At 72.8% G+C, this 26,924-nt stretch carries 21 protein-coding genes; 8 read left to right on the top strand and 13 right to left on the bottom strand.

Translation table 11 applies throughout. The annotated features are described in order from the left end of the window. Positions 1 to 358 precede the first annotated feature (358 nt). Positions 359 to 2,566 (bottom strand): S9 family peptidase, encoded by a 2,208-nt coding sequence (locus LP52_RS12830; RefSeq protein ID WP_084723154.1) that lies wholly within the window; start codon positions 2,564 to 2,566, stop codon positions 359 to 361. A 316-nt stretch (positions 2,567 to 2,882) separates the two neighbouring features. Between LP52_RS12830 and LP52_RS12825 the strand changes: the two genes are divergently transcribed. The 4 genes from LP52_RS12825 (at position 2,883) to miaB (ending at position 8,460) form a co-directional block, all read left to right on the top strand. Beyond that, entirely contained in the window at positions 2,883 to 3,881 is a 999-nt protein-coding gene (locus tag LP52_RS12825; protein WP_052809785.1) for a TAXI family TRAP transporter solute-binding subunit, read from the top strand. 46 nt (positions 3,882 to 3,927) lie between these two features. Next, positions 3,928 to 4,455 (top strand): DUF1850 domain-containing protein, encoded by a 528-nt coding sequence (locus tag LP52_RS12820; protein ID WP_238580892.1) that lies wholly within the window; start codon positions 3,928 to 3,930, stop codon positions 4,453 to 4,455. A 58-nt stretch (positions 4,456 to 4,513) separates the two neighbouring features. After that, positions 4,514 to 6,796, top strand: a complete 2,283-nt coding sequence (locus LP52_RS12815) for a TRAP transporter permease (RefSeq protein WP_052809784.1) — start codon at positions 4,514 to 4,516, stop codon at positions 6,794 to 6,796. Positions 6,797 to 6,990: 194 nt separating this feature from the next. Beyond that, positions 6,991 to 8,460 carry a tRNA (N6-isopentenyl adenosine(37)-C2)-methylthiotransferase MiaB gene (gene miaB, locus LP52_RS12810; RefSeq protein ID WP_274518810.1) on the top strand — a complete coding sequence of 490 codons (1,470 nt, stop codon included), beginning with the start codon at positions 6,991 to 6,993 and terminating at the stop codon, positions 8,458 to 8,460. Positions 8,461 to 8,523: 63 nt separating this feature from the next. On the opposite strand, the gene LP52_RS12805 is transcribed toward miaB, so the two are convergent. Together LP52_RS12805 and LP52_RS12800 are read right to left on the bottom strand one after the other, a co-directional pair. Further along, positions 8,524 to 9,813 (bottom strand): cytochrome P450 family protein, encoded by a 1,290-nt coding sequence (locus LP52_RS12805; protein WP_052809783.1) that lies wholly within the window; start codon positions 9,811 to 9,813, stop codon positions 8,524 to 8,526. A gap of 21 nt (positions 9,814 to 9,834) precedes the next feature. Further along, positions 9,835 to 10,587: a TetR/AcrR family transcriptional regulator gene (locus tag LP52_RS12800; protein ID WP_040273562.1), complete on the bottom strand. Its 753-nt coding sequence runs from the start codon at positions 10,585 to 10,587 to the stop codon at positions 9,835 to 9,837. 170 nt (positions 10,588 to 10,757) lie between these two features. Between LP52_RS12800 and LP52_RS12795 the strand changes: the two genes are divergently transcribed. After that, positions 10,758 to 11,438 carry a class III extradiol ring-cleavage dioxygenase family protein gene (locus LP52_RS12795; protein ID WP_040273561.1) on the top strand — a complete coding sequence of 227 codons (681 nt, stop codon included), beginning with the start codon at positions 10,758 to 10,760 and terminating at the stop codon, positions 11,436 to 11,438. 31 nt (positions 11,439 to 11,469) lie between these two features. Here the strand turns inward: LP52_RS12795 and LP52_RS12790 are convergent, their stop codons facing one another. After that, a complete protein-coding gene (locus tag LP52_RS12790) occupies positions 11,470 to 12,219 on the bottom strand; it encodes a VOC family protein (protein ID WP_040273558.1) in 750 nt (249 codons plus the stop codon). A 93-nt stretch (positions 12,220 to 12,312) separates the two neighbouring features. Continuing rightward, on the bottom strand, positions 12,313 to 13,242 hold the full coding sequence (gene miaA / locus LP52_RS12785; protein ID WP_040273599.1) for a tRNA (adenosine(37)-N6)-dimethylallyltransferase MiaA: 930 nt from the start codon (positions 13,240 to 13,242) through the stop codon (positions 12,313 to 12,315). Between the two features lie 206 nt (positions 13,243 to 13,448). Between miaA and dapF the strand changes: the two genes are divergently transcribed. Continuing rightward, complete coding sequence (gene dapF, locus LP52_RS12780; RefSeq protein ID WP_040273556.1) at positions 13,449 to 14,273, top strand: diaminopimelate epimerase; 825 nt, start codon at positions 13,449 to 13,451, stop codon at positions 14,271 to 14,273. Between the two features lie 27 nt (positions 14,274 to 14,300). Here the strand turns inward: dapF and LP52_RS27265 are convergent, their stop codons facing one another. The 5 genes from LP52_RS27265 to aceB all read right to left on the bottom strand — a co-directional run bounded on the left by LP52_RS27265 (position 14,301) and on the right by aceB (position 20,592). Further along, a complete protein-coding gene (locus tag LP52_RS27265) occupies positions 14,301 to 14,468 on the bottom strand; it encodes a hypothetical protein (RefSeq protein WP_157036311.1) in 168 nt (55 codons plus the stop codon). Between the two features lie 174 nt (positions 14,469 to 14,642). Beyond that, positions 14,643 to 15,971, bottom strand: coding sequence for a (Fe-S)-binding protein (locus tag LP52_RS12775; RefSeq protein ID WP_040273554.1), 1,329 nt, complete (start codon positions 15,969 to 15,971; stop codon positions 14,643 to 14,645). A 43-nt stretch (positions 15,972 to 16,014) separates the two neighbouring features. Beyond that, a complete protein-coding gene (locus LP52_RS12770; RefSeq protein ID WP_052809781.1) occupies positions 16,015 to 17,265 on the bottom strand; it encodes an FAD-binding oxidoreductase in 1,251 nt (416 codons plus the stop codon). 121 nt (positions 17,266 to 17,386) lie between these two features. Continuing rightward, complete coding sequence (locus LP52_RS12765; protein ID WP_040273552.1) at positions 17,387 to 18,850, bottom strand: FAD-linked oxidase C-terminal domain-containing protein; 1,464 nt, start codon at positions 18,848 to 18,850, stop codon at positions 17,387 to 17,389. Between the two features lie 137 nt (positions 18,851 to 18,987). Next, entirely contained in the window at positions 18,988 to 20,592 is a 1,605-nt protein-coding gene (aceB, locus tag LP52_RS12760) for a malate synthase A (RefSeq protein WP_040273551.1), read from the bottom strand. A 440-nt stretch (positions 20,593 to 21,032) separates the two neighbouring features. On the opposite strand from aceB, the gene hflX reads away from it, so the two are divergent. Both hflX and hutI read left to right on the top strand, forming a co-directional pair. After that, a complete protein-coding gene (hflX, locus tag LP52_RS12755) occupies positions 21,033 to 22,523 on the top strand; it encodes a GTPase HflX (RefSeq protein ID WP_040273549.1) in 1,491 nt (496 codons plus the stop codon). Between the two features lie 284 nt (positions 22,524 to 22,807). Then, positions 22,808 to 24,016: an imidazolonepropionase gene (hutI, locus tag LP52_RS12750; protein WP_040273547.1), complete on the top strand. Its 1,209-nt coding sequence runs from the start codon at positions 22,808 to 22,810 to the stop codon at positions 24,014 to 24,016. A gap of 82 nt (positions 24,017 to 24,098) precedes the next feature. Here hutI and LP52_RS12745 read toward each other — a convergent pair whose 3' ends face one another. The 3 genes from LP52_RS12745 to LP52_RS12735 all read right to left on the bottom strand — a co-directional run bounded on the left by LP52_RS12745 (position 24,099) and on the right by LP52_RS12735 (position 26,893). Continuing rightward, positions 24,099 to 24,908, bottom strand: a complete 810-nt coding sequence (locus LP52_RS12745) for a GNAT family N-acetyltransferase (protein WP_052809780.1) — start codon at positions 24,906 to 24,908, stop codon at positions 24,099 to 24,101. A gap of 72 nt (positions 24,909 to 24,980) precedes the next feature. After that, on the bottom strand, positions 24,981 to 25,949 hold the full coding sequence (gene holA, locus LP52_RS12740; RefSeq protein WP_040273545.1) for a DNA polymerase III subunit delta: 969 nt from the start codon (positions 25,947 to 25,949) through the stop codon (positions 24,981 to 24,983). 59 nt (positions 25,950 to 26,008) lie between these two features. Next, the gene (locus tag LP52_RS12735; protein WP_040273543.1) at positions 26,009 to 26,893 is read right to left on the bottom strand and encodes an LLM class flavin-dependent oxidoreductase; all 885 of its coding nucleotides are present in this window, start codon (positions 26,891 to 26,893) and stop codon (positions 26,009 to 26,011) included. Positions 26,894 to 26,924: the final 31 nt, after the last annotated feature.

Genomic DNA, 26,924 nt, shown 5'->3' with positions numbered 1-26,924 from the left:
GGGCCGGTACCGCGTAATCCGTGCCGCCGTGCGCCGGCGAGGCGGCGGCAAAGGTGAGATTACGGCCGGGCGGCAGCGCCCACAAGATCTCGGGTGTGGCGGTGTCGGCGCGTGGTGGTTCCGGGGTTGACAGCGTTTTCCGTGAGACCGGGGGCCTGGCGGGGCGGGGCCGTACCGGTGTCCGGCGATGATGGGGATCGGGCGTTCTCGGGTGTTTGGGCGCTGGCTTCGGGGTCAGTGGATCTGGTTTGGGTTGTTCGGCCTGCGCGTCGGCCCGTGTGGCCGGATGCGGTCAGGGGTGCGGCGGTGGATCGGCCGCCCCGGCCCCGGGGCGCCGGGGCCGGGGCGGCAAGCCGGGTCATGCGCGGCGGGTCTGCTGCTCCTCGGCCCGCTCGCCTTCGGCCGCGCCGTGCCCGTCCAGCGGCGGCAGCGGTTCGGCGACCAGGTCGGTCTCGGACCTCCCGCCGGGTTCGCCGGGCTCCGGGGCCTCTTCGGACTCGGCGGCGTCGGAGGCCTCCGGTACCCGCTGCTCCTCGCCGGCCTCGGTCCCGGCGTTTTCGCCCGTGTATTCGGTGACCAGCGCGATCGGTTCCACGTCGGGCGGGGTGAAGCCGAACACCTCGCCGTAGAAGGCCAACTCGGCTTCCAGGGCGCGCTGCTGGTTGTCGGGCGAGCGCAGGCCGTGCCCCTCGCCCTCGAACTCCAGCAGCGCGTGTCGGATCGAGCGTTCGGCCAGGCTCGCCGCCAGTGCGCGGGCCTGGCTGGGCGGGACGACGGGGTCGTCGGTGCCTTGCAGGATCAGCACGGGCACCGCGAGGTCCTCGACGCGGTTGATGGGGGAGCGCTCGCGGTAGGCGGCGGCGTAGCCGGGAAGCGGGCCCACGAGCCCGTCCAGGTAGCGCGACTCGAAATCGTGGGTCTCGGCGGCGAGTCGCAGCAGGTCGGTCACGCCCCAGGAGGAGGTCCCGCAGGCGAAGGTGTCGCCGCACAGTGCGAGCAGGGTGGTCAGGCCTCCGGCGCTGCCGCCGCGCACGGCCAGCCGCTCGGGGTCGGCGGTGCCCTCCTCGACCAGGGCGCGGGCGACGGCGGTGGCGTCCTCCACGTCGACGACGCCCCATTGGCCCTGCAGCCGTTCGCGGTAGGCGCGTCCGAATCCGAGGGAGCCGCCGTGGTTGACGTCGACGACGCCGATTCCGCGGCTGGTGAAGTAGGCCTTGGCGAGGTCGAGGGCGCCCATCGCCTTGCCGACGGGGCCGCCGTGCACCCATACGACGTAGGGGGCGGGGCCTTCGGCTGCCGCGTCGGGGTTGGCGGGCGCGTACACGGTGGCGTGGACGGTGCCGCCGTAGCGGCCGCTGACGGTGGTGTGGCGCGGGGCGGGCAGGTGGTCGGCGCCGGGCAGGTCGTCGCGGGAGCGCCGCAGCACCTCGGTGCGGCCGGTGCCGACGTCGAGTCGGACCAGGCTCTGGGGGGTGCGGTGGCCCGCGGCCAGGCCGACGACGGTGGCGCCGTCGCTGGCGAGGGTGAACCAGGTGTCCAGTCCCGTGTCGAGCGGGGTGAATTCCGCGGTGGCGGGGTCGTAGACGCCGGGGGTGAGGTCGGTGTGGCCGTGCAGGGCGACCAGGTGGCCGTCGTCGAGGCGCCGGTAGGGCCGCAGGCCCAGGAAGAAGCCGTGGGTGAACTCCTCCTCGGCGGGGTAGAGCGCGATGGCCGGTCCGGTGAGTCCGATTTCGTAGAGGTTCCACCAGCCCGACCAGTCGGTGAGGAAGAGGATCGTGCTCTCGTCGCGCCAGGTGGGCGAGAGCACGGACTCGGACACGCCGCCTTTGAGCGTGTAGGCGTCGGTCACGGCGCCGGCTGCGGCGTCGAGCGAGCCCACGCGCAGCTCGGTGCCGTCCCAGGGCATGCGGGGGTGGTTCCAGCAGATCCAGGCCAGGTGGCGTCCGTCGGGTGCGGGGACGGGGGAGGCGTAGAAGTCGGCGCCGGAGACCAGTTCGGCCACTGCGGCGGGGTCGTCGGCGGCGCGGCCGGTAAGCGGGAGGGAGACGATCGAGCGGACGGGCCGGCGGTCGTCGGGGTTCTGTGTCGCCTCGCCGGGGGCGGGGTGGCTTTCCCGGACGCAGACGATGCTCTGGCCGTCGGGGCCGAGGGCGAGGTCGGCGTAGCGCAGGGCGCCGGGGTGCTCGGGCTCGGGGGTGAGGGGCACCGGCGCGGCGGCGTCCTTCTCCAGCAGGTAGAGGCGCTGGTCGCCGCGGTTGGAGAACACGATGCCGTGGCGGGTGGCGTCCTGGCCGTCGCGGCCGGGTACGGGCAGGTAGGAGCATCCGCCGTACTCGTGCACACGGGTGCCCGCGTCCCATTGGGGGCCGAGCAGTTCGGTCAGGGCGCCGTCGGCGCCGCGGTGCATCACGGTGGTGCGCCCGTCCTCCTCGGGACGGGACTCCTCCCACCAGATCTCGTCGCCGACGACGCTGGGATGGGCCATCCGCCGCTCTCCTCGGGCGACGTCACTGGCTGCGATCGGCGATGGCCAGGCGCCGTAGGGGGCCGTCACGCGGTCGGTCATGTGGACACTTCGCACTCGGTGGTCTGCCTGTGGATGACATGTCGACCTTAGTGGTATATGGCCAGTAGCGCAGTAGAAGCGGCACACCTTGAGCGGCTCACCGCCCGCGCGTGTGCGGTGTCGCACAACGGGCGGGCTCGGTTCGCCGGGCAGCCCATTCGTTCCCTAGTTGTAACCGGCCGAAAGCGACTGTGTATCTGCACGCTGTCTATAGTCCGGGCCAATGTTCAAGGCCGGTAACCGGACTAGACACTTCAGAGGCTCGCGCCGGTGCTACAGCACCGCCGCAGCGCACTCTTCAAGGAGGACTCGCGCAATGAGGACGAGACTTCGGACCGGGCGACTGGCGGGCGCCACCGCGGCTGCCGCCGCAGGGGTCATCGCGCTCGCGGGCTGCGGTGTCGGCGACTCCGGCGCCGGCGGTGCCGGCGGGGAGTTCACCATGGCCACGGGGAGTACAGGGGGGACCTACTATCCCCTCGGCAGTGAGATCGCCAAGATCTGGTCGGACAACATCGAGGGCGTCAACGTCAGCACCCAGTCCAGCGGTGCGTCGGTGGAGAACATGCGCCTGCTCGACCAGGGCGAGAACGAGTTGGTCATGGCGATCAACGGGGTGGCGGCCAACGCGGTCGAGGGCAGCGCGGACTTCGAGGACGAGCCGCTGTCCAACCCCGGCGAGGTGCGCACGCTGGGCAACGTCTACCCCGAGGTGCTGCAGATCGTGGCCACCGAGGAGTCGGGGATCGAGACGATCGAGGACCTCGAGGGCAAGCGGGTGGACATCGGCCCGCCCGGTAGCGGTACCGCGGTGGCGGCTCAGGCCGTCCTCGAGGCCTACGGGATGAGCACGGACGACGTCGAGACCTTCAACAGCACGTTCGAGGACGCCGCTTCCAAGCTCAGCGACGGCCAGACCGACGCGGCCTTCGCGATCCTGGCGCTGCCCGCGGGCAGCATCGAGCAGGTGGCCACCAGCACCGACGTCCGGTTGGTCGACATCACCGGCGACGGCCTGGACCAGCTCACCACCGACAACCCCAGCTACAGCCCGCTGACGATCGATGCGGGCACCTACAACGGCCAGGACGAGCCGGCCGAGACCGTCACCAACTGGGCGACGCTCTACGGCACGTCGGAGCTGGACGAGGACACGGCGTACAACCTGGTGAAGGAGATGTACGAGCGTGCCGACGAGATCGGGCACGACGTCGGCAGCCAGGTCAAGCTGGAGACCGCGACCGACGGCAGCGGGCCCATCGACTTCCACCCGGGTGCGCGCCGCTATTACGAGGAGGAGGGCGCCCTCGAGTAGCGGCGCCCGGCCGCCCGAGGAGCAGACGGCGGAGGCGCGCGGGCCGGTGCTCGCGCGCCGCCGCGCCCTTCGCGCGGGCGGCGGGTTACTCGCTGTGGGCCTGCTGGGCGGGCTCGCAGCCGCGGCGCAGCCGGGTGGACGCCGGCTGCGCTTCGTGGCCGCCGACGCCGGCAGCGGCCGCGTGGTGCTGTCGGTCCCGGTGGCCGCCGGTGAGCGTGTGACGCTGCGCTACACCCATTCGGTGAGCAAGCGCCCGGTCGAGGAGGAGTTCTCGATCAGCGCCACGGGCGGGCTGCTCATGCAGGAGATGCGGTTCGACACCTTCGGGGCGAACCTGCCGGCGGGTCCCGAGCACATCGGCTCGACGACCACCACGTTCCTGCGCGAGCGCGACGGCTACCGGGTGCTGCACCACGGGCGGCCGCTGGGCGACGTCCAGTTGATGGTCAACAGTTCCCGCTCGGGCCAGGTGCTCCTGCTGCCGGGCGGTGAGCGGGTGCGCCTGCTGGACGTGGCCGACTACGGCACACGGGTGGAGTTGAGCGTCCGGGGCGGGCCGAGGGCCTGGCCCTGACGCCGGCGGCGCGCACTGACGGGGAGCGCCGCCTGATCGACGAAGAAGGGGATGGGCGATGACGAGCGACTCGCGGCCGGCCGCGCCGCCGGGCGAGGGCGCCGACTTCGGCGACATCGAGGCGCAGAAGGAGGTCGCCGAGCTCGAGCAGTACAACGTCGCCGCCGAGACGGCGGGGACACGGCGCGACCTGCGCCCGCTGTGGCGCTGGGTGGTGTTCGGTGTAGGGCTCGCGCTGAGCCTGTTCCACCTCTACACCGGCTACTTCGGCACCCTCCCGGGCCTGCAGCAGCGCTCGTTCCACCTGGCGCTGGGGCTGGGGATGGTGTTCCTGCTCTACCCGAGCACGCGCCAGGAGACCCGCCCGCAGCGGTGGTACGGCTTGTCGCTGGCGGCCGGCGGGATCGGCATCATCGTCTACACGATCGTCGAGGGCATCGCCGAGTGGTACGTGCTGGCCCCCGCGGTCGCGGTGCTGGCTCTGGTGCAGGCGGCGCGCTATGTGCCGCTGCGGCCGCTGGGCATCCCGGCGGCCGATGTCGTGCTGGCGGTGCTGGGCGCGGGTTCGGGGCTGTACCTGTTCGTGAACTACGAGGACGTCGTCAGCACCCAGGGCATCATCGACCCCGCCCAGGTAGCGGTGGGCACGGTGGGGATCCTGCTGGTGCTGGTGGCGGCGCAGCGGACGCTGGGCCCGGCGCTGGTGGTGCTGTCGGGGCTGATGGTGGCCTACGCGTTCTACGGGCGGTGGCTGCCGGGCTTCCTGCACCACTCGGGCTACACCATCGACCGGATCGTGGTCGAGCTGTTCGTGGGCACCGAGGGGGTGTTCGGCACCCCGCTGGGGATCTCCTCGACGTTCATCTTCCTGTTCTTGATCTTCGCGGCGATGCTGACGCGCACGGGCATGGAGCGGTTCTTCACCGACCTGGCGCTGGGGCTGACCGGCGGCGCTACGGGCGGCACGGCCAAGGTCGGCATCGTCACCAGCGCGTTCTCGGGCACGATCACCGGAAGCTCGGTGGCCAACACCGTCAGCAACGGCGCCTTCACGATCCCGATGATGAAGCGGTCGGGCTATCCGGCCAACTACGCGGGCGCGGTGGAGGCGGCCTCCTCGACCGGCGGGCAGATCGCGCCGCCGATCATGGGTGCCGCGGCGTTCATCATGATCGAGTTCACCGGCATCCCCTACCTGCAGATCCTGCAGGCGGCGATCATCCCGGCGGTGCTGTTCTTCGTCGCGCAGTTCGTGGTGGTGCACTACGACGCCAAGCGGCTGGGCATCCGCGGGATGCCGCGCGGTGTGCTGCCGAACGTGCGTCTGCTGATGGCCACCCGGGGGTACCTGCTGGTGCCCATCATCGGGCTGTTCACGCTGCTGTCGATGGGCTATTCGCCGATCTTCTCGGCGATGGGCGCGATCGGGCTGACGGTGGCGGTCAACCTGCTCACGCAGATCGTGATGTTCGCGCTGCGGCGCTGGCACGGCATGGAGGACCGGCTCACGCTGTGGAGCCTGCTGGACGGCCTGGTGGACGCGGCGCGGGTGGCTCTGCCGATCATCGTGGCGTGCGCGGCGGCGGGCATGATCGCCGGCGTGATCACGCTGACGGGGCTGGGCCAGAAGCTCAGCGACGGCCTGGTGGGCGTGGCCGAGTCCGTGCTGGCTCCGGCGCTGCAGGTGGTCACCTTCGACCTGATGGCTCCGAACACGACGCTGCTGCTGTGCACGCTGGTGCTGACGATGGTGGCGTGCCTGATTCTGGGCATCGGGGTGCCGACCACGGCCAACTACGTCATCACCGCCACGCTGGCGGCTCCGGCGATCATGGCGATCCTGGAGCCGGACGCGGCTCAGAACACGGTCGCGGTGCTGCTGATGGCGCACATGTTCGTGTACTACTTCGGCGTCATGGCCGACATCACGCCGCCGGTGTGCCTGGCGGCCTATGCGGCCTCGGGCATCTCGGGCGGCAATCCGATCATGACGGGCGTGAACGCGGTGCGTATCGCGGTCTCCGGGTTCCTGGTGCCCTACATGTTCGTGTTCTCGCCGCAGTTGCTGCTGCAGGACGTGACGTGGCTGTCGGGTATCGGCGTGGTGGCCACCGCGCTGCTGGGTGTGTGGCTGGTGGGCATCGCCGTGGTGGGCTACGTGCGCACCGGGCTGCACTGGTCGCTGCGCCTGGTGGTCGGCGCGGCCGGGCTCGCGATGGTGAACGCGGGCTGGGAGAGCGATGTGGCGGGTTTGCTGGTCGCCGCGGCCGTGGTGGGCTGGCAGTACTGGACGGGCCGCGGAGCCCCCTCCGACACCCGCGAGGTCCCCGCGGTGCCCTGACAGCCGGGGCCGCCCCGTCCACGGCGGGGCGGCGGCCGTCGCCCCGCTTGGGCCTCACGCCGGTTCGGGGGCGCGGGACCGGGGCCGGTCCGCGCACGCGCGCGGGCCGGCCTCACTGCGCTTCGGCGGGCGGGTCGGTAGGAGCCCGCACAGGCACTAGCCTGGGGTGCGTGAGCCAGAGTCGTACCTACCAAGTGCGGACCTACGGCTGCCAGATGAACGTCCACGACTCCGAGCGCCTCTCCGGCCTGCTGGAGGACGCGGGCTACGAACGCGCAGCCGAGGACACCACCGCCGACGTCGTCGTGTTCAACACCTGCGCGGTCCGGGAGAACGCCGACAACCGCCTCTACGGCAACCTCGGGCACCTGCGCCCGGCCAAGGACGCCCACCCGGGTATGCAGATCGCGGTGGGCGGGTGCCTGGCGCAGAAGGACCGCGGCGAGATCGTGCGCCGCGCTCCGTGGGTGGACGTGGTCTTCGGCACGCACAACATCGGCTCGCTGCCCGTGCTGCTGGAGCGCGCCCGGGTGCAGCGCGAGGCGCAGGTCGAGATCGAGGAGTCGCTGGAGACCTTCCCCTCCACCCTGCCCAGCCGCCGCGAGTCGGCCTATGCCGCGTGGGTGTCGGTCTCGGTGGGCTGCAACAACACCTGCACGTTCTGCATCGTGCCTTCGCTGCGCGGCACGGAGAAGGACCGCCGCCCCGGCGACGTGCTGGCCGAGGTGCGGGCCCTGGTCGACGAGGGCGTGGCCGAGGTGACCCTGCTGGGGCAGAACGTCAACGCCTACGGCAGCGAGTTCGGCGACCGGCAGGCGTTCTCCAAGCTGCTGCGGGCCTGCGGCGAGGTCGAGGGATTGGAGCGTGTGCGGTTCACCTCGCCGCACCCGCGCGACTTCACCGACGACGTCATCGAGGCCATGGCCGAGACCCCCAACGTGATGCCGCAGCTGCACATGCCGCTGCAGTCGGGTTCCAGCCGCGTGCTCAAGGCGATGCGGCGCTCCTACCGCCAGGAGCGCTTCCTGAGCATCGTGGGCAAGGTGCGCGAGGCCATGCCCGAGGCCGCGATCAGCACCGACATCATCGTGGGCTTCCCCGGCGAGACCGAGGAGGACTTCGAGGAGACCCTGCACGTGGTGCGCGAAGCCCGCTTCGCCAGCGCGTTCACCTTCCAGTACTCCAAGCGGCCGGGCACCCCGGCCGCAGAGATGGAGGGCCACCTGCCCAAGGAGGTCGTCCAGGAGCGCTACGAGCGCCTGGTGCACCTGCAGGAGGAGATCTCCGCCGAGGAGAACCGCAGGCTGGTCGGCAGCGAACTCGAGTTGCTGGTGTCCGAGGGCGAGGGCCGCAAGAACGGCGAGCGGCGCCGGTTGTCGGGGCGCGCCCCCGACAACCGGCTGGTGCACTTCGCCGTCGACGACGACACGGCCGAGCGGCTGCGCCCGGGCGACTTCGCCACGGTCGAGGTCACCTACGGTGCGCCGCACCACCTCGTGGCCGACTCCGGAGTGCGTGCGGTGCGCCCCACGCGGGCGGGCGACGCCTGGGCGGCGCGCAACGGCCGCGAACCGGAGCAGCCGGGCGTACTGCTGGGCATGCCCACCGTCGGCGCGCCGGCTGAGCCCCAACCGGCCGCATCCGGGGGCTGCGGGATCGGTTGAGCCGGTACGCCGGGCCGCCGCCGCACCGGCGGCGGCCCCTGCCGTACCTCGCGCGGCGCCGCGTCAGTCTCTGCCCAGTCGCAGCGGCAGCCGGCGCAGCGCCCGCAGGCCCGGCCGCGGGATCCACTCCAGCTCGTCCCCGGCCGCGGCCAGGCTCAGACCGGGGTAGCGCTCGAAGAGCCGGGTGAAGGCCACCTCGCCTTCCTGGCGGGCCAAGGCGGCGCCCAGGCAGTAGTGCATGCCGTGGCCGAAGCCGGTGTGCTGCTCGCCGCGGGTCTCGTAGGTGCGGGTGATGTCGAGCCGGTCGGGGTCGTCGAAGCGCTCGGGGTCGCGGTTGGCGCCGACGATCATGGCCATGACCGGCTCGCCCTGAGGGATGCGCTGCCCGCCGAGGTCGATGTCCTCGGTGGCCCAGCGCGGCCGGGTGCCGAGGATGGGGCCGCACCAGCGCATCAGCTCGTGCACGGCGCGCGGCGCGAGTTCGGGGTCCCGGCGCAGCCGTTCAAGCTGGCCGGGGTGGGTGAGCAGGGCGGCGGTGCCGTTGCCGATGAGGTTGGCGGTGGTCTCGTGGCCGGCGATCACCAGAGTGAGCACCATCGTGATGAGCTCTTTCTCGGTCAGCCGGTCGCCGTCCTCCTCGCGGACCGCGATGAGGGCGTCGAGCAGGTCGTCGCCGGGAGTCTCGCGCCGCTGCGCGATCATGCCGCGGATGTGCTCGACCATCTCCACGAGCGCGCTGCGCATCCGGTCGGGCGCCTGCATCTGGACCAGTTCGGCTCCCCAGCGCCGCCACAGCGGCCGGTCCGCCTCGGGGACGCCGACCATCTCGCAGATCACGGTGATGGGCAGCGGGTAGGCGAAGTGCTCGATGAGGTCGACGGAGCCGTCGTCGCCGGCGTGGTCGGGCAGGGCGTCGAGCAGGTCGGCGGTGATCTGCTCGACGCGGGGCCGCAGTCCGCTGACGCGGCGCACGGTGAAGGCGCGCGAGACCAGTTTGCGCAGGCGGGTGTGGTCGGGCGGGTCGGTGTCCAGGACGGTGTCGGCGATGTAGGGCACGTACTCCTCGGACAGGCCCATGTTGACGAGCAGCTCGGCGCGCTTGTCGGAGTCGATGCCCGGTACGGAGAGCGGGTTGTTGGCGAAGCGGGGGTCGTCGAGGACGGCGCGGACCTCGTCGTGGCGCGTGACGACCCACATGGGCGAGCCGTCGAGGTTTCGGGCGCGGGCCACGGGCGCGGTCTCGCGGAGCCGGCCGAACCCGGTGTAGGGGTCGGCGATGAGTTCGGGGTCGGTCAGCTGGACGTCGTCGCGGCCGGTGGCGGCGGCCGGGTCGGGGCCGGTGGATGTGCTCATGGCTGGGCCCTCCTCGGGGTGTCAGGTCCGCTTCTGCTTGGCGATCTCTTCCCGTACACGGGTGAGCAGGCGTTCGAACTGGTCGACGACGGCGGGTGCGGCAGCGCGGGCGGGAGCGGGGTCGTCTCCGGGGGCCTCCAGGGAGGCGCGGACGATGTGGGCGATCATTTCGGCGTCGGTCCCGGTGTGGTCTCCGGTGACCCTGCGCACGGCCTCGGTGGCGGGTTCGGAGGCGATGTAGCCGAAGAACACGCGGAAGTAGGCCTGCATCTGCAGGTCCGGCGGCGTGTCGGGCTGCAGGAGGCCGTGTTCGTGCAGCGTGCGGAAGTACTCGGTCATCACGGCGATCCGGACCTGCATGAACTCGCCGAGTTCCCGGACGCCGCTGGTGATCAGCGATCCGAGGGTTTCGCTGTCGCCGAGGAGCATGGCGCGGGCGATGGGGTCCTCGGCGACCATGAGGTAGTTGGTGCGCGCGAGCGCGCTGGGCCGGATCTGCTGGGGATCGGCGCGGAAGGCGTGGATGAGCCGTTCCAGCATGGCCGCCTGGGCGCGCATCAGCACCGTCAGGAACAGCAGTTCCTTGGTGTGGAAGTGCAGGTAGACGGTGCCTTTGCCGACGTCGGCGCGCTTGGCGACGTCCTCGACGGTGACACGGCGGTACCCCCAGGAGACGAGTAGTTCGGCCGCGGCGTCGAGGATGCGCTCGGCGCGCGCGTCGCGTTCGGCGTCGGTGGCCTGCGGGCCGGTCGCGGTCCGGTCGGGCTGGGGCACGTCGTCCTGCTCCTGATCTCGTGTACGCCTGGGCCTGACCGTGTGACCACAATTGAAATCCGGTCACACGGTCATGCTCTTACCGTAGGCACCGCAGCTGCGGCGCACAAGGACGCCCGCCGCAAGGAATCCGCAAAGACCCGGGCCCGGCGGCCGGTAGCCTCGCGCGTGTGCTGATCGCCGCGGCCGTGTGCCCTCCTTCGCCACTGCTCGTTCCGCAGGTCGCTCAGGGCGCCGCCGGCGAGCTCGCCGGCCTGCGGGCGGCCTGCGAGAGGGCCGTGGACGGGCTGGCGGCGTCCGGTGCCGACACCGTCGCGGTCGTGGGGTGCGGAGGCGCCGACCGGGTGCACGGGCCCGACGCCGCCGGCGGCCTGGAGGCCTACGGTGTGCCCCTTCGAGTGGGGGAGGGCCCTCCGGTTCTCCCGCTGCCGCTGACGGTGGGGCGGTGGCTGTGCGAGCGGGTCGGCCTGCGCCCGGACCGGTACGTGGAGGTGGCGGCCGCGGCCGCGCCGCGGGAGTGCGCTGAGCGCGGCGCCGACCTCGCCGCGGCCGCCGACCGGGTGGCGCTGCTGGTCATGGGCGACGGCAGCGCCCGCAACGGCGAGTACGCGCCGGGCACCGCCGACGAGCGCGCCCCCGAATTCGACGCCGCGGTCGCCCGAGCGCTGGCCGGGGCGGACACGGCGGCGCTGGAGCGGGTGGAACCCGCCCTGGCGGAGGAGCTCATGTGCGGGGGCCGGGCGGCGTGGCAGGTACTGGCGGGCGCGGCCAAGGGGGCGGGGCTGTGCGGTGACCTGCTGGCGCACGAGGCGCCCTACGGCGTGGGTTATTTCGCGGCGCTGTGGCGCTGAGCCCGGCCTCGCCGTGCCGGGCCGGCCGCGGTCAGGCGGCCTCGGCAGGCTCCACGGCGGCCAGCCGCGCGCCGAAGGGGTCGGCGAGCAGGCACCAGCGTCCGTAGGGGGAGTGCGAGGCCGGGCGCACCACGCTGCCGCCCGCGCTCGCGGTGTACTCGGCCGCGGCGTCGGCGCTGCGCACCGAGAAGTAGGTGTGCCAGGCGGCGTGGCCCAGGCGGGGGCGGTCGTCGCCGCCGTAGACCCCCAGCACGGGCGTTCCGCCGCTGTAGAGGGTGACGAAGTCGAAGCCTGCCACCCGTTCGGGCTCGCAGCCGAAGACCCGCGTGAAGAACGCGCCGGTGGCCTGGACGTCGGAGCTGGCGATCTCGTTCCAGACCGGTGTTCCGGGCCCGGAGGCCTCGCAACCGGGCAGCGTGCCCGCCTCCCACAGGCCGAACTCCGCGCCGGTGGGGTCGCGGGCCAGAGCCATGGCGCCGAGGTCGCCGATGTCCTGGCGGGGACCGCAGCGGCGCCCGCCGGCCTCCGCGACGGTGCTCAGTGCCGAGTCGAGGTCGTGCGTGGCCACGAAGACCGTCCACGCGGCGGGGTCGGCGTCGGTGCCCCAGCGCTGGCTGATGCCGGCGACCCGGAGGCCGCCCAGCCGCGCCGTGGTGTAGGGCCGGTCGTCGAAGGCCCACCCGAACAGCCCGGCGTAGAACGCCGTGGCGCGGCCCAGATCGGGCACGGAGAGCTCCATCCAGCAGGGCGCCCCCGCCGGGTACTCCACCGCAGTCGTCATGGCGGGGTCGTACCCGTGTTCGCAAACCCGCATTCGGGCGGTTTCGGGCGGGCAGCGGCGGACGTGTGATCCGGTCGGCGCCGGGCGGGCGGATCAGCCGGTGCGCGGGGCGGCCTCGGCGGCGCGGATCAGCTCCAGCGCGTGTTCGACGAGCTCGGGGTCGTCGTGGTCGAGCCAGTGCACCCGCGGGTCGCGGCGGAACCAGGACTCCTGGCGACGGGCGAAGCGGCGGGTGGCGCGCACGGTCTCCGCGCGCGCCTGCTCCTCGTCCCACTCGCCCTCGAGGTAGCGCAGCACCTGGGCGTAGCCCAGCGCCCGCGAGGCGGTGCGGCCGTCGGCGAGCCCGCGCTCGCGCAGGGCGCGCACCTCCTCGACCAGTCCGGCGCGCCACATCCGCTCCACGCGCACTTCGATGCGGGCGTCGAGCTCGGGGCGCGGAACGCGCACGCCGATCTGCACGCAGGGGTAGCGCGAGGTGTGTTCGGGCAGCGTGGCGGTGAAGGGCCGCCCGGTCAGTTCGATGACCTCCAGCGCACGCACGATGCGTCGGCCGTTGCCGGGCAGGATGGCCTCCGCCGCGCGGGGATCGCGCTCGGCCAGCCGCGCGTGCAGGGGCGCGGGGCCGCGGTCGTCCAGCTCGGCCTCCAGGCGGGCGCGGATGGCCGGGTCGGTGCCGGGGAAGTCCAGCTCGTCCAGTGCCGCGCGCACGTACAGTCCGGATCCGCCCACCAGGACGGGCGCCGCACCGCGGCGCCGCAGTCCGTCGATGCGGGTGCGCGCCAGCTCCTGGTATTCGGCGACGTTGGCCGTGCGGGTGACGTCCCAGATGTCGAGCAGGTGGTGGGGCACTCCGCGGCGCTCGCCCGGGTCGAGTTTGGCGGTGCCGATGTCCATGCCGCGGTAGAGCTGCATGGAGTCGGCGTTGATGATCTCGGCGCCGCCGGAGGCCGCCCCCAGGCGCAGCGCCAGCTCCACGGCGAGGTCGGACTTTCCGGCGGCGGTGGCCCCGACCACGGCGATCACCGGGTTGCGGGCACCGTGTTGCCGCCCTTCCACCGCGTGTGCCTCCTCGTGTTCCGTCCGCTGCGCCGCCGGCCGCGCCGGCGCCTCCCGGTTCCAGTGTGGCAGCGGTGGCGGGCCGCGCGGTCCCCGCCCGGTGCCGGATGACCGGGAGGGCGCGGCAGCTCAGCGGCACCGGGCGGGTGCGCCACCGCCTTAGGATGAGGTCCATGCGATTCGCCAAGGGGCACGGCACCGAGAACGACTTCGTGATCATCCCCGACCCCGACGGGGCGCTGGACCTGCGCCCTGCCGCGGTGGCTGCGCTGTGCGACCGCCGCGCCGGTATCGGCGCCGACGGGGTGCTGCGCGTCGTGCGCACCGCCGCCCTGGGCGAGGCGCTGACCGGCCCGGCGGCCTCGGCCGCGGAGTGCGAGTGGTTCATGGACTACCGCAACGCCGACGGCAGTCTGGCGGAGATGTGCGGCAACGGGGTGCGGGTGTTCGCCCGCTACCTGGCCGACCGGGGCCTGGTCTCGGGCAAGGATCTGGCGGTGGGCACGCGGGCCGGGGCGCGCCGTGTCGTGCTGGAGGACGAAGGCGAGGTCACCGTGGACATGGGCCGCCCCGAGGTGGGCGGCGAGGCACGCGCGGTACTGGCCGGCGGAACCGTGACGGGCGCCCGCGTGCACGTGGGCAACCCGCACCTGGCCTGCCGTATAGAGGGCAGCCCTGCCGAGGTGGACCTGAGCGGGCGGCCGCAGCTGGACGCCGCGGAGTTCCCCGACGGCGCCAACGTCGAGGTGTTCACCGAGGCCGCCCCCGGGACGCTGGAGATGCGCGTCAACGAGCGCGGATCGGGCGAGACCCGCTCCTGCGGCACGGGCATCGTGGCGGTGGCGGCCGCGGCGACCGCGCCCGGCCAGGACGCCACCTGGCGGGTGCGCGTCCCCGGCGGCGAGTGCACCGTCGTCCTCGACGCAGACGGCGCCCGCCTGCGCGGCCCCGCCGTCATCGTCGCCGAGGGCGAGATCCTGATGGACCTGGGCGCGTAGCCGCACCCGGTCTGCGATATCGGGTTCTCAGGTGATGAGTCGGTCGGCGGTATCGGCGGAGCCGGCGGTGACTGCGCGCTGGAGCCAGGCAACGAGTGTGGTGGGGCGAGTGCAGGCGGTGATGTCGGCGCGGTCGTCCTCCGACGTGCTGATGCCGCGGGTGTCCAGTACGTGGAGGACGAGGTGACGGAGCACGCACGTGGCGCTACACAGGCGAGCGGGCGGCTGTCGGCCCACGGCTTCGGCGATGACCTGCGCGAACCGCTCGGGCAGTGCGCTGAGGAACCGCGCTGAAGCGCCGGGCGGGCGCGCGTGCCCGTGACCTCGGGACGGACCGAAAGCTGGGCCCGGAGCGTCGGCCGCCCCTGTTCAGCGGGAGAGCAGCGTGGCGGGGTCCAGGCCGCGGATGGAGGCGTCGAGGATCTGGGCGGTGTGGGCCACGGAGATCGGTGTGCCGGAGCGTTCCATGGCCGAGGCGATCTGCAGCGTGCAGCCGGGATTGCCCGCCACCAGCAGTTCGGCGCCGGTGGAGCGCACGTCCTCGCTCTTGCGGTCGCCCAGCTCGGCGGCCGGTTCGGGGCGCAGCAGGTTGTAGACGCCTGCCGATCCGCAGCAGATCTCCGGGTTGGGCAGGTCGGCGACCTCCAGTTCCGGGATCGCACGCAGCAGCTCGCGCGGCTGGGAGGTGACGCCTTGGCCGTGCGAGAGGTGGCAGGCGTCGTGGTAGGCCGCGCTCAGCGGCAGCGGGTGGCGTGGCGCCTGCGGGCCCAACCGGACCAGGTACTCCGACAGGTCCACCACGCGCCGCGACAGCTCCTCGGCGCGGCGGATCTCCTCGGCGCCGGCGCCGGCGTCCTCCAGCAGCCGCCCGTAGTGCTTCATGGTGCCGCCGCACCCGGCCGAGTTGACCACGACGGCGTCCACTCCGGCGTCGGCGAATACGGACACGGTGGCGCGGGCGAAGTCGGCGGCCTCCGCGGAGCGTCCGGCGTGGGAGGAGAGCGCTCCGCAGCATCCCTGGTCGCGGGGGATCACCACGTCGCAGCCCTCGCTGGCCAGCACGCGTGCTGTGGCGGTGTTGACCTGCGGGAAGAAGGCGCCCTGGACGCACCCGGTGAGCATGCCCACCACGGCTCGGCGCCGCCCGCGCGCCGGGACGACCTCGGGCAGTTGCGGAACGGGGCCGCTCAGCGGCGGTGCGACGCGCTCCATGGTCGCCAGGGAGGGCGAGATCCGCTCCAGCACCCCCGAGCGGCGGACCAGCCGGTCGAGCCCGCTGGCCTGGTAGGCCTTCAGCGGGCCGCGCATCAGCTCCAGCCGCTTGCGGTGGGGGAACAGCGAGAAGATCGCAGTCCGCAGCAGCCGCTCGGCGGGGGAGCGGCGGTGCTCCTGTTCGACGGTGGATCGGGTGGACTCGATCAGCGCGTCGTAGGCCACCCCCGAGGGGCAGGAGCTGACGCAGGCCAGGCAGCCCAGGCAGTTGTCGAAGGCGCTGACGGCGGCCTCGCTGAGCACGTCGTCCTCGCGCATCTGGCCCATCAGGTGGATGCGCCCGCGCGGGGAGTCCATCTCCTCGCCCCACAGCACGTAGGTGGGGCATGTGGGCAGGCAGAATCCGCAGTGCACACAGTCGCCGAGCAGGTCGTCGAAGGAGCGGGCGCCTTCGTGGGCGCCGGGGGCGGTCTCGCTGTCGGTCACGGCGTCGTCCTATCCTTCCGCGCGGTGTGGCCGGGTCAATGCCTCAGATCCCGCCGGCGAAGCGGCCGGGGGCCAGCAGGCGGTCGGGGTCGAACCGCTGCTTGACGGCGCGCATCAGTTCCAGTCCGGGCACGTCGCCCCAGCGGTCCAGCTCGGCGTCGGCGAGAGCGGGCGCGGTACGGGCGACGGTGACGCCGCCGTCCAGGGCCGTGCGCAGGCCGCGGGCCACGGCGTCGACGGCTGCGGCTCCGGCCGCGGTCGGCAGCGCGGCGAAGAGCACGCCCGCGCCCGCCGAGCCGCTGACGGCGGCGGTGGTGTTCTGCTGCCGGGCGGCCTCGTGCACGAGGTGCGCGGCCCGGGCGACCTGCCCGAGCGGCGTCGAGATCTTGAGCAACGTGTCGTCGGGGTTCCCGGGCAGCGTGCTCCACCGGGCGGGCGGCCCCTCGGCGACGGCCGCGCCGTCCATGAGTTCGGCCACGGCCTGGGCACGGGCGCCGATGCCGCCTTCGGCGCCTTCCAGCAGCACGCTCAGTGTCAGCGGGCCGGCCTGGTGCGAGTCGAGCTCCACGGCGGCGGGTACGGCCCCCGAGCCCAGGACGGCGTGGGTCCACCGCTGCGCCGTCTCGGCGTCGGGCGCTTCGGCGCTGACAATGCGCAGCGCCTCGGGCAGGGGGTGCAGCCGGAAGGTGACCGAGGTGGTCAGCCCCAGCGTGCCCAGGGCGCCGGTGTGCAGCTTGCCCAGGTCGTAACCCGCGACGTTCTTGACGACGCGGCCGCCGGAGGAGGCGGTGACGCCGTCGGCGCGCACGGTGGTCATGCCGATGATCAGGTCGCGCAGCGGACCGTGCAGCAGGCGGCGGGGTCCCGACAGGCCGGTGGCGACGGCGCCGCCGACCGTGCCGCCGGCCACGAGCGGGTCCAGGGTCAGCCGCTGCCCGGCCGCGGCCAGCCGAGTCTGCAGGTCGGCCAGCGGGGTCCCGGCGCCGACCTGGACGACGAGGTCGCCGGCGGCGTGCTCGACGCTTCGCAGCGCGGTGGTCTCCAGCACCAGGTCGACCCGGCTGGGCGGGGCACCCCAGTCGGAGGCGGTGCCGTTGCCGCGCATGACGGTGGCCAGGCCCAGGCGGTGGGCGGTGGCCAGCAGTTCCGCAGCCGCGGCGGTGTCGGGCGGGCGGGCGACGTAGCGGGGGACGCGCCCGCCGACGGCGTCGGCGGGGGTGGCCTCGCGTACCACCGCGCCGCCCGCGCTGAGGGCTTCGGCCGGAGGGGTCGTTGTCGTCTCGTCCTGTGTCACCGGTGTGCTCCCGCGTCGTGGGCCGCCGCACCGCACCGGCGCCGGGGCGCCCGTCGCGCGCGGGTGCCGCCTGCCGCCGCGGCCCCGGCGGCCTGGCGCCCGGACCGCGTGTGGGTGCGCATCAGAACTGCTCCGCCGTGCCCTCGGCGACCAGGGGGTGCACATCCTTGCGCACACCGGGTCGCTCGCCGCACAGGCGCGGCGTGGGCAGCAGCTTTTCGGGGTTGGCGATTCCGCCGGGGTCGAAGGCCGAGCGGAACAGGTCCATGGTCTCCAGGTCGGCGGGGGAGAACATCTCCGGCATCTGGCAGGCCTTGTCGACGCCGACCCCGTGTTCGCCGGTGATGGAGCCCCCGTGCTCGATGCACAGGTCCAGGATCTTTCCGGAGACCTCGGCGGCCTTTTCCGAGGCTTCGGGCGCGGAGTCGTCGAACAGCACCAGCGGGTGCAGGTTGCCGTCGCCGGCGTGGAAGACGTTGGCGACGCGGATGCCCGACTCGGCTGAAAGTTCGGCGATGCGGCGCAGCACCTCGGGCAGGGCGGTGCGCGGCACGACACCGTCCTGGACGATGTAGGCGGGGCTGATGCGGCCCACCGCGGCGAAGGCGGACTTGCGGCCCTTCCAGATGCGGGCGCGTTCGTCGGCGTCGGCGGCGGTGCGGATCTCGAAGGCGCCGGCGTCGCGGCACAGCTGCGTGGCGTGGTCGAACTGGGCGTCGACATCGGCGGCGGGGCCGTCGAGTTCCACGATGAGCACCGCGCCGGCGCCGGGCGGATAGTCGCAGGCCACCGCGGCCTCGGCGGCTTCGATGGACAGTGCGTCCATCATCTCCACGGCGGCGGGCAGCACGCCGGCGGAGATGATGGCGGAGACGGCGGCGCCGCCGGCGTCCATGGACTCGAATGCGGCCAGCAGGGTGCGGACCTTCTGGGGTGCGCGCAGCAGCCGCACGGTGATCTCGGTGGCGATGCCCAGCGTGCCCTCGGAGCCGACGAAGGCGCCGAGCAGGTCGTAGCCGGGCGCGTCGGCGGACTTGCCGCCCAGGCGCACGGTCTCGCCCTGCGGGGTGACGACCTCCAGGCCCGTGACGTGGTTGACGGTGAACCCGTACTTGAGGCAGTGGGCGCCGCCGGAGTTCTCGGCGATGTTGCCGCCCACCGAGCAGACCTGCTGGCTGGAGGGGTCGGGGGCGTAGTAGTAGCCGTGCGGGGCGGCGGCGCGGGTGACTTCGAGGTTGGCCACGCCGGGCTGGACGACGGCGCGCTCGTTGGCGATGTCGATCTCCAGGATGCGCCGCATCCGGGAGGTGACGATGAGAACGCCCTGGCTGTGGGGAAGCGCGCCCGCCGACAGGCCGGTGCCGGCGCCGCGCGGCACGAACGGTACGCCGGACTCCGAGCACAGCCGCACCACGGCGGCGACCTGCTCGGTGCTGGTGGGCAGCACGACCACCCCGGGCGTGCCGGCGTGGTAGGTGATTCCGTCGCTTTCGTAGGTGCGGCGGCGGTTGGGGTCGGTGATGACTCCGTCGTCGCCGCAGATCTCGCGCAGCCGCGGGATCAGCGCGGTGACCGGTAGCGGCATTGGGGTCGCCCTCCCCGTGCTCGAACGCCGCGGCGGGCCGCCGCGGTAGGTCCGTACTCTCCCCCACGTTCCCGCGCGGGAGCAAGGGGAACCGGGCGCGATGGCATACCGTGTGCCATCGCGCCCGGCCGCGGCGCCTAGGGCATGCGCTCGTAGGCGGGCAGCGTCAGGAAGTCGACGTACTCGCCTGCGAGTGCGACCTCCGTGAACAGTTCCCGGGCGCGGTCGAAAAGCTCGGCGTCGTAGGCGGCGCCGTGCTGTTCGCGGATGGCGGCCATCTCCTCGTCGACGAGCCGCAGCACCAGGTCGCGGGTGACCTTGGGGCCGTCGTCGAGGGTGACGTCGTTGTGCAGCCACTGCCAGACCTGGGAGCGGGAGATCTCGGCGGTGGCGGCGTCCTCCATCAGGTTGTGGATGGCCGCGGCGCCGTTGCCGCCGATCCAGGAGGCGAGGTACTGCAGGCCGACGTTGATGTTGGCGCGCAGGCCGGCTTCGGTGATGCCGCCTTCGGCGGAGTCGATGGCCAGCAGGTCGGCGGCCTTGACCGAGACGTCCTCGCGCTTACGATCGATCTGGTTGGGCTTGTCGCCCAGGACGTCGTCGAAGATCTCCTTGGCCACGGGGACCAGGTCGGGGTGGGCCACCCAGGAGCCGTCGAACCCGTCGCCGGACTCGCGCGACTTGTCGTCGCGGACCTTGGCCAGTGCGCGCTCGTTGACCTCGGGGTCGCGGCGGCTGGGGATGAACGCGGCCATGCCCCCGATGGCGTGGGCGCCGCGCCGGTGGCACGTGCGCACGAGCAGCTCGGTGTAGGCGCGCATGAACGGCGCGGTCATGGTCACCGCGTTGCGCTCGGGCATCAGGAAGCTGCGTCCGCGGGTGCGGTGGACCTTGATGATGCTGAAGAGGTAGTCCCAGCGGCCGGCGTTGAGGCCGGCGGAGTGCTCGCGCAGTTCGTAGAGGATCTCCTCCATCTCGAACGCGGCGGGGATGGTCTCGATCAGCACAGTGGCGCGGATGGTGCCGCGCGGGATGCCCAGGTGCTCCTGCGCGGCGACGAAGATGTCGTTCCACAGCCGCGCTTCGAGGTGGCTTTCGAGCTTGGGCAGGTAGAAGTAGGGGCCCTTGCCCTTGTCGAGCTGGCGCTGGGCGCAGTGGAAGAGGTAGAGCGCGAAGTCGACGATGCCGCCCGCGGTGCGGTCGCCGTCGACGAGGATGTGCTTCTCGTCCAGGTGCCAGCCGCGGGGGCGCACGACGATGGAGGCGAGTTCGGCGTCGTCCTTGAGCGCGTAGGACTTGCCCTCGGGTGTGGTGAAGTCGATCGTGCGGTCCAGCGCGTCGCGCAGGTTCAGGTGGCCGCCGATCATGTTCTCCCACAGCGGGGTGTTGGCGTCCTCGAAGTCGGCCAGCCACACCTTGGCTCCGGAGTTGAGCGCGTTGACCGTCATCTTGCGGTCGGTGGGGCCGGTGATCTCCATGCGCCGGTCGGTGATGCCGGGCGCGGGCGGAGCGACCTGCCAGGAGTCGTCCTCGCGGATGTGGCGGGTCTCGGGCAGGAAGTCCAGGTCGGCGCCCGCGGAGATCTGCTCCTGGCGGCGGGTGCGCGCGGTCAGCAGCTCCTGGCGGCGCCCCTCGAACCGCCGGTGCAGGTCGGCGATCAGTGCGAGTGCGTCCTCGGTGAGGATCTGGTCGAAGCGTTCGTGCATGGGGCCGGTGATCTCGACCCCGGTGGTGGCGGCCATCGGAATCCTTCCACGAAGCGGAACAAACTTCTGTTATGTGGAATTTACGTTACTGGTGGGTTCGATCCTGGTCAACGTCGGGCGCGTCGAGTGTGGGGGCACTCTTTCCGCAGGTGGAAAGGTCGATGCTTTTTGCCGACGGTTCCGCGTGCGGGGCGTCGGTGCCTCCACTGCCCACCCGACCGCCCTCGCCCCCACCCTCCACCGCCCGCACCGGAGACGCTACGGGCCGGGCCGCTGCCGCCCGCCTTCGTCGAGCGCGTCCGCACCGTGTCGCCGCCGCCCCTTCCCCCCCGGCGCCGCCGTGCCCTGCGCGCCGCGGGGCCGTCCGGCGCCGTGCGCCCCCGGCGAAAAGGGGGTGCCCACGCGCGCTGCGGCGTGCAACCATCGAGCAGCGGGAACAGGCTCCCGCGGCTCGGCGTTACACCCACCGGAGGGATATGAATACTTTCGTTGATCGCGGTTCGCTCGACTCCGCCGAGGAGATCTTCGCGGAGGCCGCCGACCGCACGGCCGCAGTCCGGCCGTACACCGCTGAGGACGCCGTCGAAGCCGGGTCGCCCGACCAGGGGGAGCTCGAACTCGCCGAACGCCACGCGCTCCGCCGCGTCGAAGGGCTCTCCACCGAGCTCACCGACGTCAGCGAGGTCGAGCAGCGCTCGCTGCGCCTGGAGCGCGTCGTGCTGATGGGTGTGTGGACCAGCGGTACCCAGCAGGACGCCGACAACTCGCTGATCGAGCTCAAGCACCTCGCCGAAACGGCCGGGGCGGCGGTACTCGAAGGAATGACGCAGCGGCGCCGCAAGCCGGACCCGGCCACCTACATCGGCCGCGGCAAGGCCGAGGAGCTGCGCGAGGCCGTCGAGAGCACCGGCGCCGACACCCTCGTCTGCGACGGTGAGCTGGCCCCCGGCCAGCTGCGCCAGCTCGAGGACATCGTCAAGGTCAAGGTCATCGACCGCACCGCGCTCATCCTGGACATCTTCGCCCAGCACGCGCGCAGCCGCGAAGGCAAGGCCCAGGTCGAGCTCGCCCAGCTGAGCTACCTGGTGACCCGTCTGCGCGGTTGGGGCACCACGCTCTCCCGCCAGGCCGGCGGCCGCGCCGGCGGCGGCAACGGCGGCGTGGGTCTGCGCGGACCCGGTGAGACCAAGATCGAGACCGACCGGCGCCGCATCAGCGCCCGCATGTCCAAGCTGCGCCGCCAGATCTCCCACATGGCGACCTCGCGCGACGTCAAGCGCGACAAGCGCCAGACCCGCCAGGTCCCGGCCGTGTCCATCTCGGGATACACCAACGCCGGCAAGTCCAGCCTGCTCAACCGGCTGACCAACGCCGGAGTGCTGGTCCACGACGAGCTGTTCGCCACCCTCGACCCCACCGTGCGGCAGGCGCGCACGCCCGACGGCCGGGCGTTCACGCTCAGCGACACCGTCGGGTTCGTCCGCCACCTGCCCCACGAGCTGGTCGAGGCGTTCCGCTCCACGCTGGAGGAGGTCGCCGACGCGGACCTCATCCTGCACGTCGTCGACGCCTCGCACCCCGACCCCGAGCAGCAGCTCTCCTCGGTGCGCGAGGTCTTCGCCGAGATCGGCGCCGAGGACGTGCCCGAGGTCGTGGTCCTCAACAAGACCGACGCCGCCGACCCGCTGGTGCTCAAGCAGCTGCGGGCCAAGGAGCCGCACGCCCTTGAGGTCTCCGCGCACACCGGCGCCGGGATCGAGGAACTGATCGCGGCCGTGGCCGACGCGCTGCCCGACCTCGACCGCGAGGTGCGGGTGATGCTGCCCTACGACCGGGGCGACCTGGTCTCGCGCGTGTACGAGGAGGGCCGCATCGTCGAGAAGGAGCACACCGGCGAAGGCACCCGGATGCACGCATACGTGCCCCGGCTGCTCGCCGGAAAGCTCGACGAGTACGCGGCTGTGTAGCGCCACCGCGCGAAAACCCGTCCACGACGGCGGAACCCCGCGACGGGGTTCCGCCGTTGTACTGCGCGAGGGGTGAATCGGCGGGCGGAGAGGTGTACACGGCGTCGGCGGATGAACTACGGTTTTACAACCACTGGCACCCAGCCCCGTGAGTGCCCGCCTTCCCGGCCGCACCACCTCCCCCGCCAGTTGAGTCGAGATCGAGGTCGCCTATGTCCGCTCGCGTGTTCCGGTCCGCACCCGCGATCCGGCGGCCATGACTACTGGGGCGGGCCGGTGAGACGATGACAGTACGACTGCTGACCAACATCGGGCGCCTGTGGACCGGTACCGATCTGCTCAGTAACGCGGCCATGCTCGTGCACCACGACCGCATCGCCTGGGTGGGGCCTGCCGCCAACCTCCCGCAGAGTCTGCCCGGGGTCATCGACGACATCGTCGACGTCGACGAGGTCGACAACCTCGGCGGCGGCCTGGTCACACCCGGCCTGATCGACGCCCACTGCCACCCCGTCTACGCCGGCAACCGCTACGCCGAGGTCGCCATGCGCGCCAGCGGCGCCTCCAAGTCCGAGATCACCGGCGCCGGCGGGGGCGTGGCCTCCACGGTCACCGTCACCCGCGGAACCGACCCCTGGACCCTGTGCAACGCGGTGCGCGAGCGGCTGCGCCACTGGGTCCTGTCCGGCTGCACCACGGTCGAGGCCAAGACCGGCTACCACCTCACCCGCGACGGCGAGCTCTCCGACGTGCGCCTGCTGCGCGCCCTGGAGGAGGAGCCGGGCATGCCGCGGCTGCAGGTGACCTTCTTCGCCGCCCACGCGGTTCCCCCCGAGTACTTCGGCCGCCCCCACGACTACGTCGACGCCGTGGCCTCCTGGTTGAGCGACGCCGCCCAGGCCGGTGCCCACGGGGTCGACGTCTACTGCGACAACCAGCAGTTCACCCCCGACGACGCCGCCCGGCTGCTGGCCACCGGGCGCGGGGTGGGCCTGGCCACCCACATGCACGCGTGCGCCAAGCCCCGCCACGGCGCGGTGCGCATGGGCGCCGACATGCAGTGCTCGTCGGTCGACCTGCTGCACGAGACCGACGAGGACGACGTCCTCGCGCTGGCCAAGACCTCCACGCCGGTGGTCGTGTGCCCCACCACCTCCCTGCACGAGCGCCGCACTCCACCCGTGCGCCAACTGCTGGACCACGGCGTCCCGGTCGGTCTGGGCACCGACCACAACCCGGGCCAGTCGGGCACCATGTCGCTGCCGCTGGCGATCAGCATGGCCGTGTCCATGTTCAACATGAGCGTCCTCGAAGCTCTGCGGGCGGCCACGGTCGGCAGCGCCTACGCCCTCGGTCTCACCGACCGCGGCTTTCTGGCCCCTGGCCACTACGCCGACATCGTCCAATGGGACGCCGACCACGAAGGCGCCTTCGCCTGGTCCTACGGCCTCAACACCATCCGCGTCTGGCGCGGCGGGGAGACCATCCGCTAGCGAAGCGCGCGCCCGGGCTTTCCCCCGTTGATCTTGTACCTACGGTCACATGTGATCGCTCACAATGACCGTAGGTACAAGATCAACGCTGATGCGCGGGGCCGGCGTCGGGAACGCGGTAGTGGTAGCCGCAGACCTCCGTGAAGCCGGCCCGCTGGTAGAGCCGCAGAGCCGCGGCGTTCGCGCGTTCCACCTGCAGGTACATGCGGTGCGCCCGCTGCGTCCGGGCCCACTCCGCGAGCGCGGCCAGGACGCAGCCGGCCGCGCCGTTGCCCCGCGCCTCAGGGAGGGTCGCCATGTTGAAGACCCCCGCCCAGCCGGTGTCGGCGGCGGCGCGGCCCACCGCTACCGTCACGCTTCCGGCGAGCGCGCGGGCGTAGGCGGACCGGCCCTGTACCCGGGCGAGCGTGGCTTTCTCGGGTCCGGCTCCATCAGGCGTCCGACTGTGCGCGGCGGTCCACGCGTCGAACCAGGGCTGTGTCGGGCGGCGGTCCACCCGCACGTGCAGTGGTGACGTCGGCGCCCGTCCGCGGACAGCGGAGGTCGGCGCCGTCTGCAGCGACAGTGAGCCGCGGCGGCTGTAGCCGCGCTCGGCCAGGACCCCGTCGAGCTCCACGGGGCAGGCACCCGGGCTGATCTGGAACAGAGCGGCCCCGCCGCGTCGGGAGTAGAAGTCCTCCGCCCGCGCGATCCTGTGCTCCAGTTCCTCTGCCCCGCCGGCCCCGGCCGGGCCGTGCGGCAGCACGGCTGAGAGCCACCAGTCGCAGCCGGGGGCGTGGCGCAACCACCATCCCCCGAGGGTCTCGACGTGCTCAGCGGGCTGGGCGCGGGCCGCGCGCTCCTGCAGGGCAGTCACCACGGCCGGGCCGCCGGCTTCATCCGGGAGCGGCATCGCATCTCCCATCCGCAGCGGACCCCCGCGCCGGCCGGGAGCGGACCGGCCCGCCGAGCCTCGCGGCCGTGCTCAGCGCTGGTTGCGGGCGTTGGCGATCTCGATGACCGCGCGTTCGAGTGCGTAGGCCGGGTCGCGGCCGGCGCCTTTGATGAGGGCGTCGGTCTCGGCGACCACCCCCATGGCGTGCGTCACCGCCTGCGGCGACCAGCCGCGGGCCTGCTGGCGCAGCGTCTTCATCTTCCACGGCGGGATCTTGGCCCGCTTGGCGAGATCGGCGTCGGCAGCACCGCGCTCCGGTTGCGCCACCACCGCCAGTCCGCGCACCGCGCCCGCCAGCGCGCTGTTGATGAGCACGGGAGCCGTGCCGATGGCCAGGCACCACCGCAACTGCTCCAGCGCCTCGGGCAGTTGGCCCTCCACGGCGCGGTCGGCCACGGCGAAGCCCGTGGCCTCGGCCTTGCCGCTGTGGTAGCGGGCCACGGCGGCGGCGTCGACGCGCCCGTCGGTGTCGGAGACCAGTTGGGTGCAGGCGGCGGCGAGATCGCGCAGGTCGTTGCCGACCGCGTCCAGCAGTGCCTGGGCGGCGTCGCCGGTGATCTGGCGCCCGGCTCGGGAGAACTCGCCCTTGATGAACTGGAGGCGCTCGTTGGCCTTGGTGGGCTTGGCGCAGTTGAACCTGTGGGCGCCGGCCTTCACCGCGGCGTCCAGAAGCGCCTTGCCCTTGTTGCCGCCGGCGTGGACCAGCACCAGCAGGACGTCGTCGGCCGGGTTCTGCAGCAGGTTCGTGACCTCGGTGGCCAGGTCCTTGGTCAGGTCCTGGGCCGAGCGCAGCACCACCACGCGCCGCTCGCCGAACAGGGAAGGCGAGGTGGCCTCGGCGAGCTTGCCCGACGTGACCTGTGCGGGCATCAGGTCGTGCACGTCGACGTCGGGTTCCTGCGCACGCGCCGCGGCGACGATCTCGGCGACGGCGCGATCGGCGAGCAGTTCCTCCTCGCCGACGACGACGGACAGAAGGGGCGCGGACGTTGAGGCCATAGCTGCAGGATGCCACGCCGCAGTGACCGTTCCGCCCGCCAGCCGGAGGCTCGGCGGTGTCAGCGTCCCGGCCGCAGTCGCGATGCGGCCTCGGCGAGGGAGGCCGCCTGCTCGGGCCAGGAGTCTCCGTCGAGGGGGAGTGTGACGGCGTGCGCGCCGGCGTCGGCGTAGTCCGCGAGGCGTTCCGCGACCCGGTCCGGGCCTCCGGTAACCGGGATGCGCGACGCCTCGTCCTCGGAGACCCCGTGCATCCGGCTCACGTTGTCGACGAACGCCTGCACGGTCTCCGTGGAGCCGTTGAGTACGCCGTGGCCGCCGACGCTGATCGCGGGGACCGGCCGGTCGAGCTCCGCGGCGATCGTCCGCAGCCGTTCCGCCTTCGCGGCCAGGTCGGCGGGGGTGATGAGGGAGGGCGCCCAACCGTCGCCGTAGAGGACGGCGCGGCGCATGGCGGCCTCGGAGTTCCCGCCGACGTAGATCGGCGGGGCGGTGGCAGCGGGGGCGAGGGTCCCGGTTTCGCCGTCCACGGCGGTGGGTTCGCCCCGGACGAGGCCCGGCAGGGCCGCGAGCGCGGCGTCGGCACGCCTGCCCCGCCCACCGAGGGGAGCGCCCGCGGCCCGCCAGAAGGGCGAGCCGGGGAAGCCGCCGAGGCCGGCGCCCAGGACGACGCGCTCGCCCGAAAGGTGCTGAAGCGTCTGGATCTGCGCGGCGACCGGTGCCACCGGGCGTAGCGGCAGGCTGAGGACCCCGAACTCCAGACTGATCCGGCTCGTGCGTTGCGCCGCGGCGGCGAGGGCGACCACGGGGTCGGCCCCCGGTGTCCCGTCGCCGAAGAGGAGGTCGGGCATGGAGACTCCGTCGAACCCGAGGTCCTCAAGGTGCTGTGCCATGGCGGTGTCGGGGACGCCGGTATGGGCGGTGGGCAGGGCGGTGCTGATGCGCATCCGGAGGCTCCCAGGGGTCGGTCGCGCGGTT

The organism is Streptomonospora alba (assembly GCF_000826685.1).
Classification (GTDB): Bacteria; Actinomycetota; Actinomycetes; order Streptosporangiales; family Streptosporangiaceae; genus Streptomonospora; species Streptomonospora alba.
This window is presented reverse-complemented; position numbering and strand designations above follow the sequence as displayed.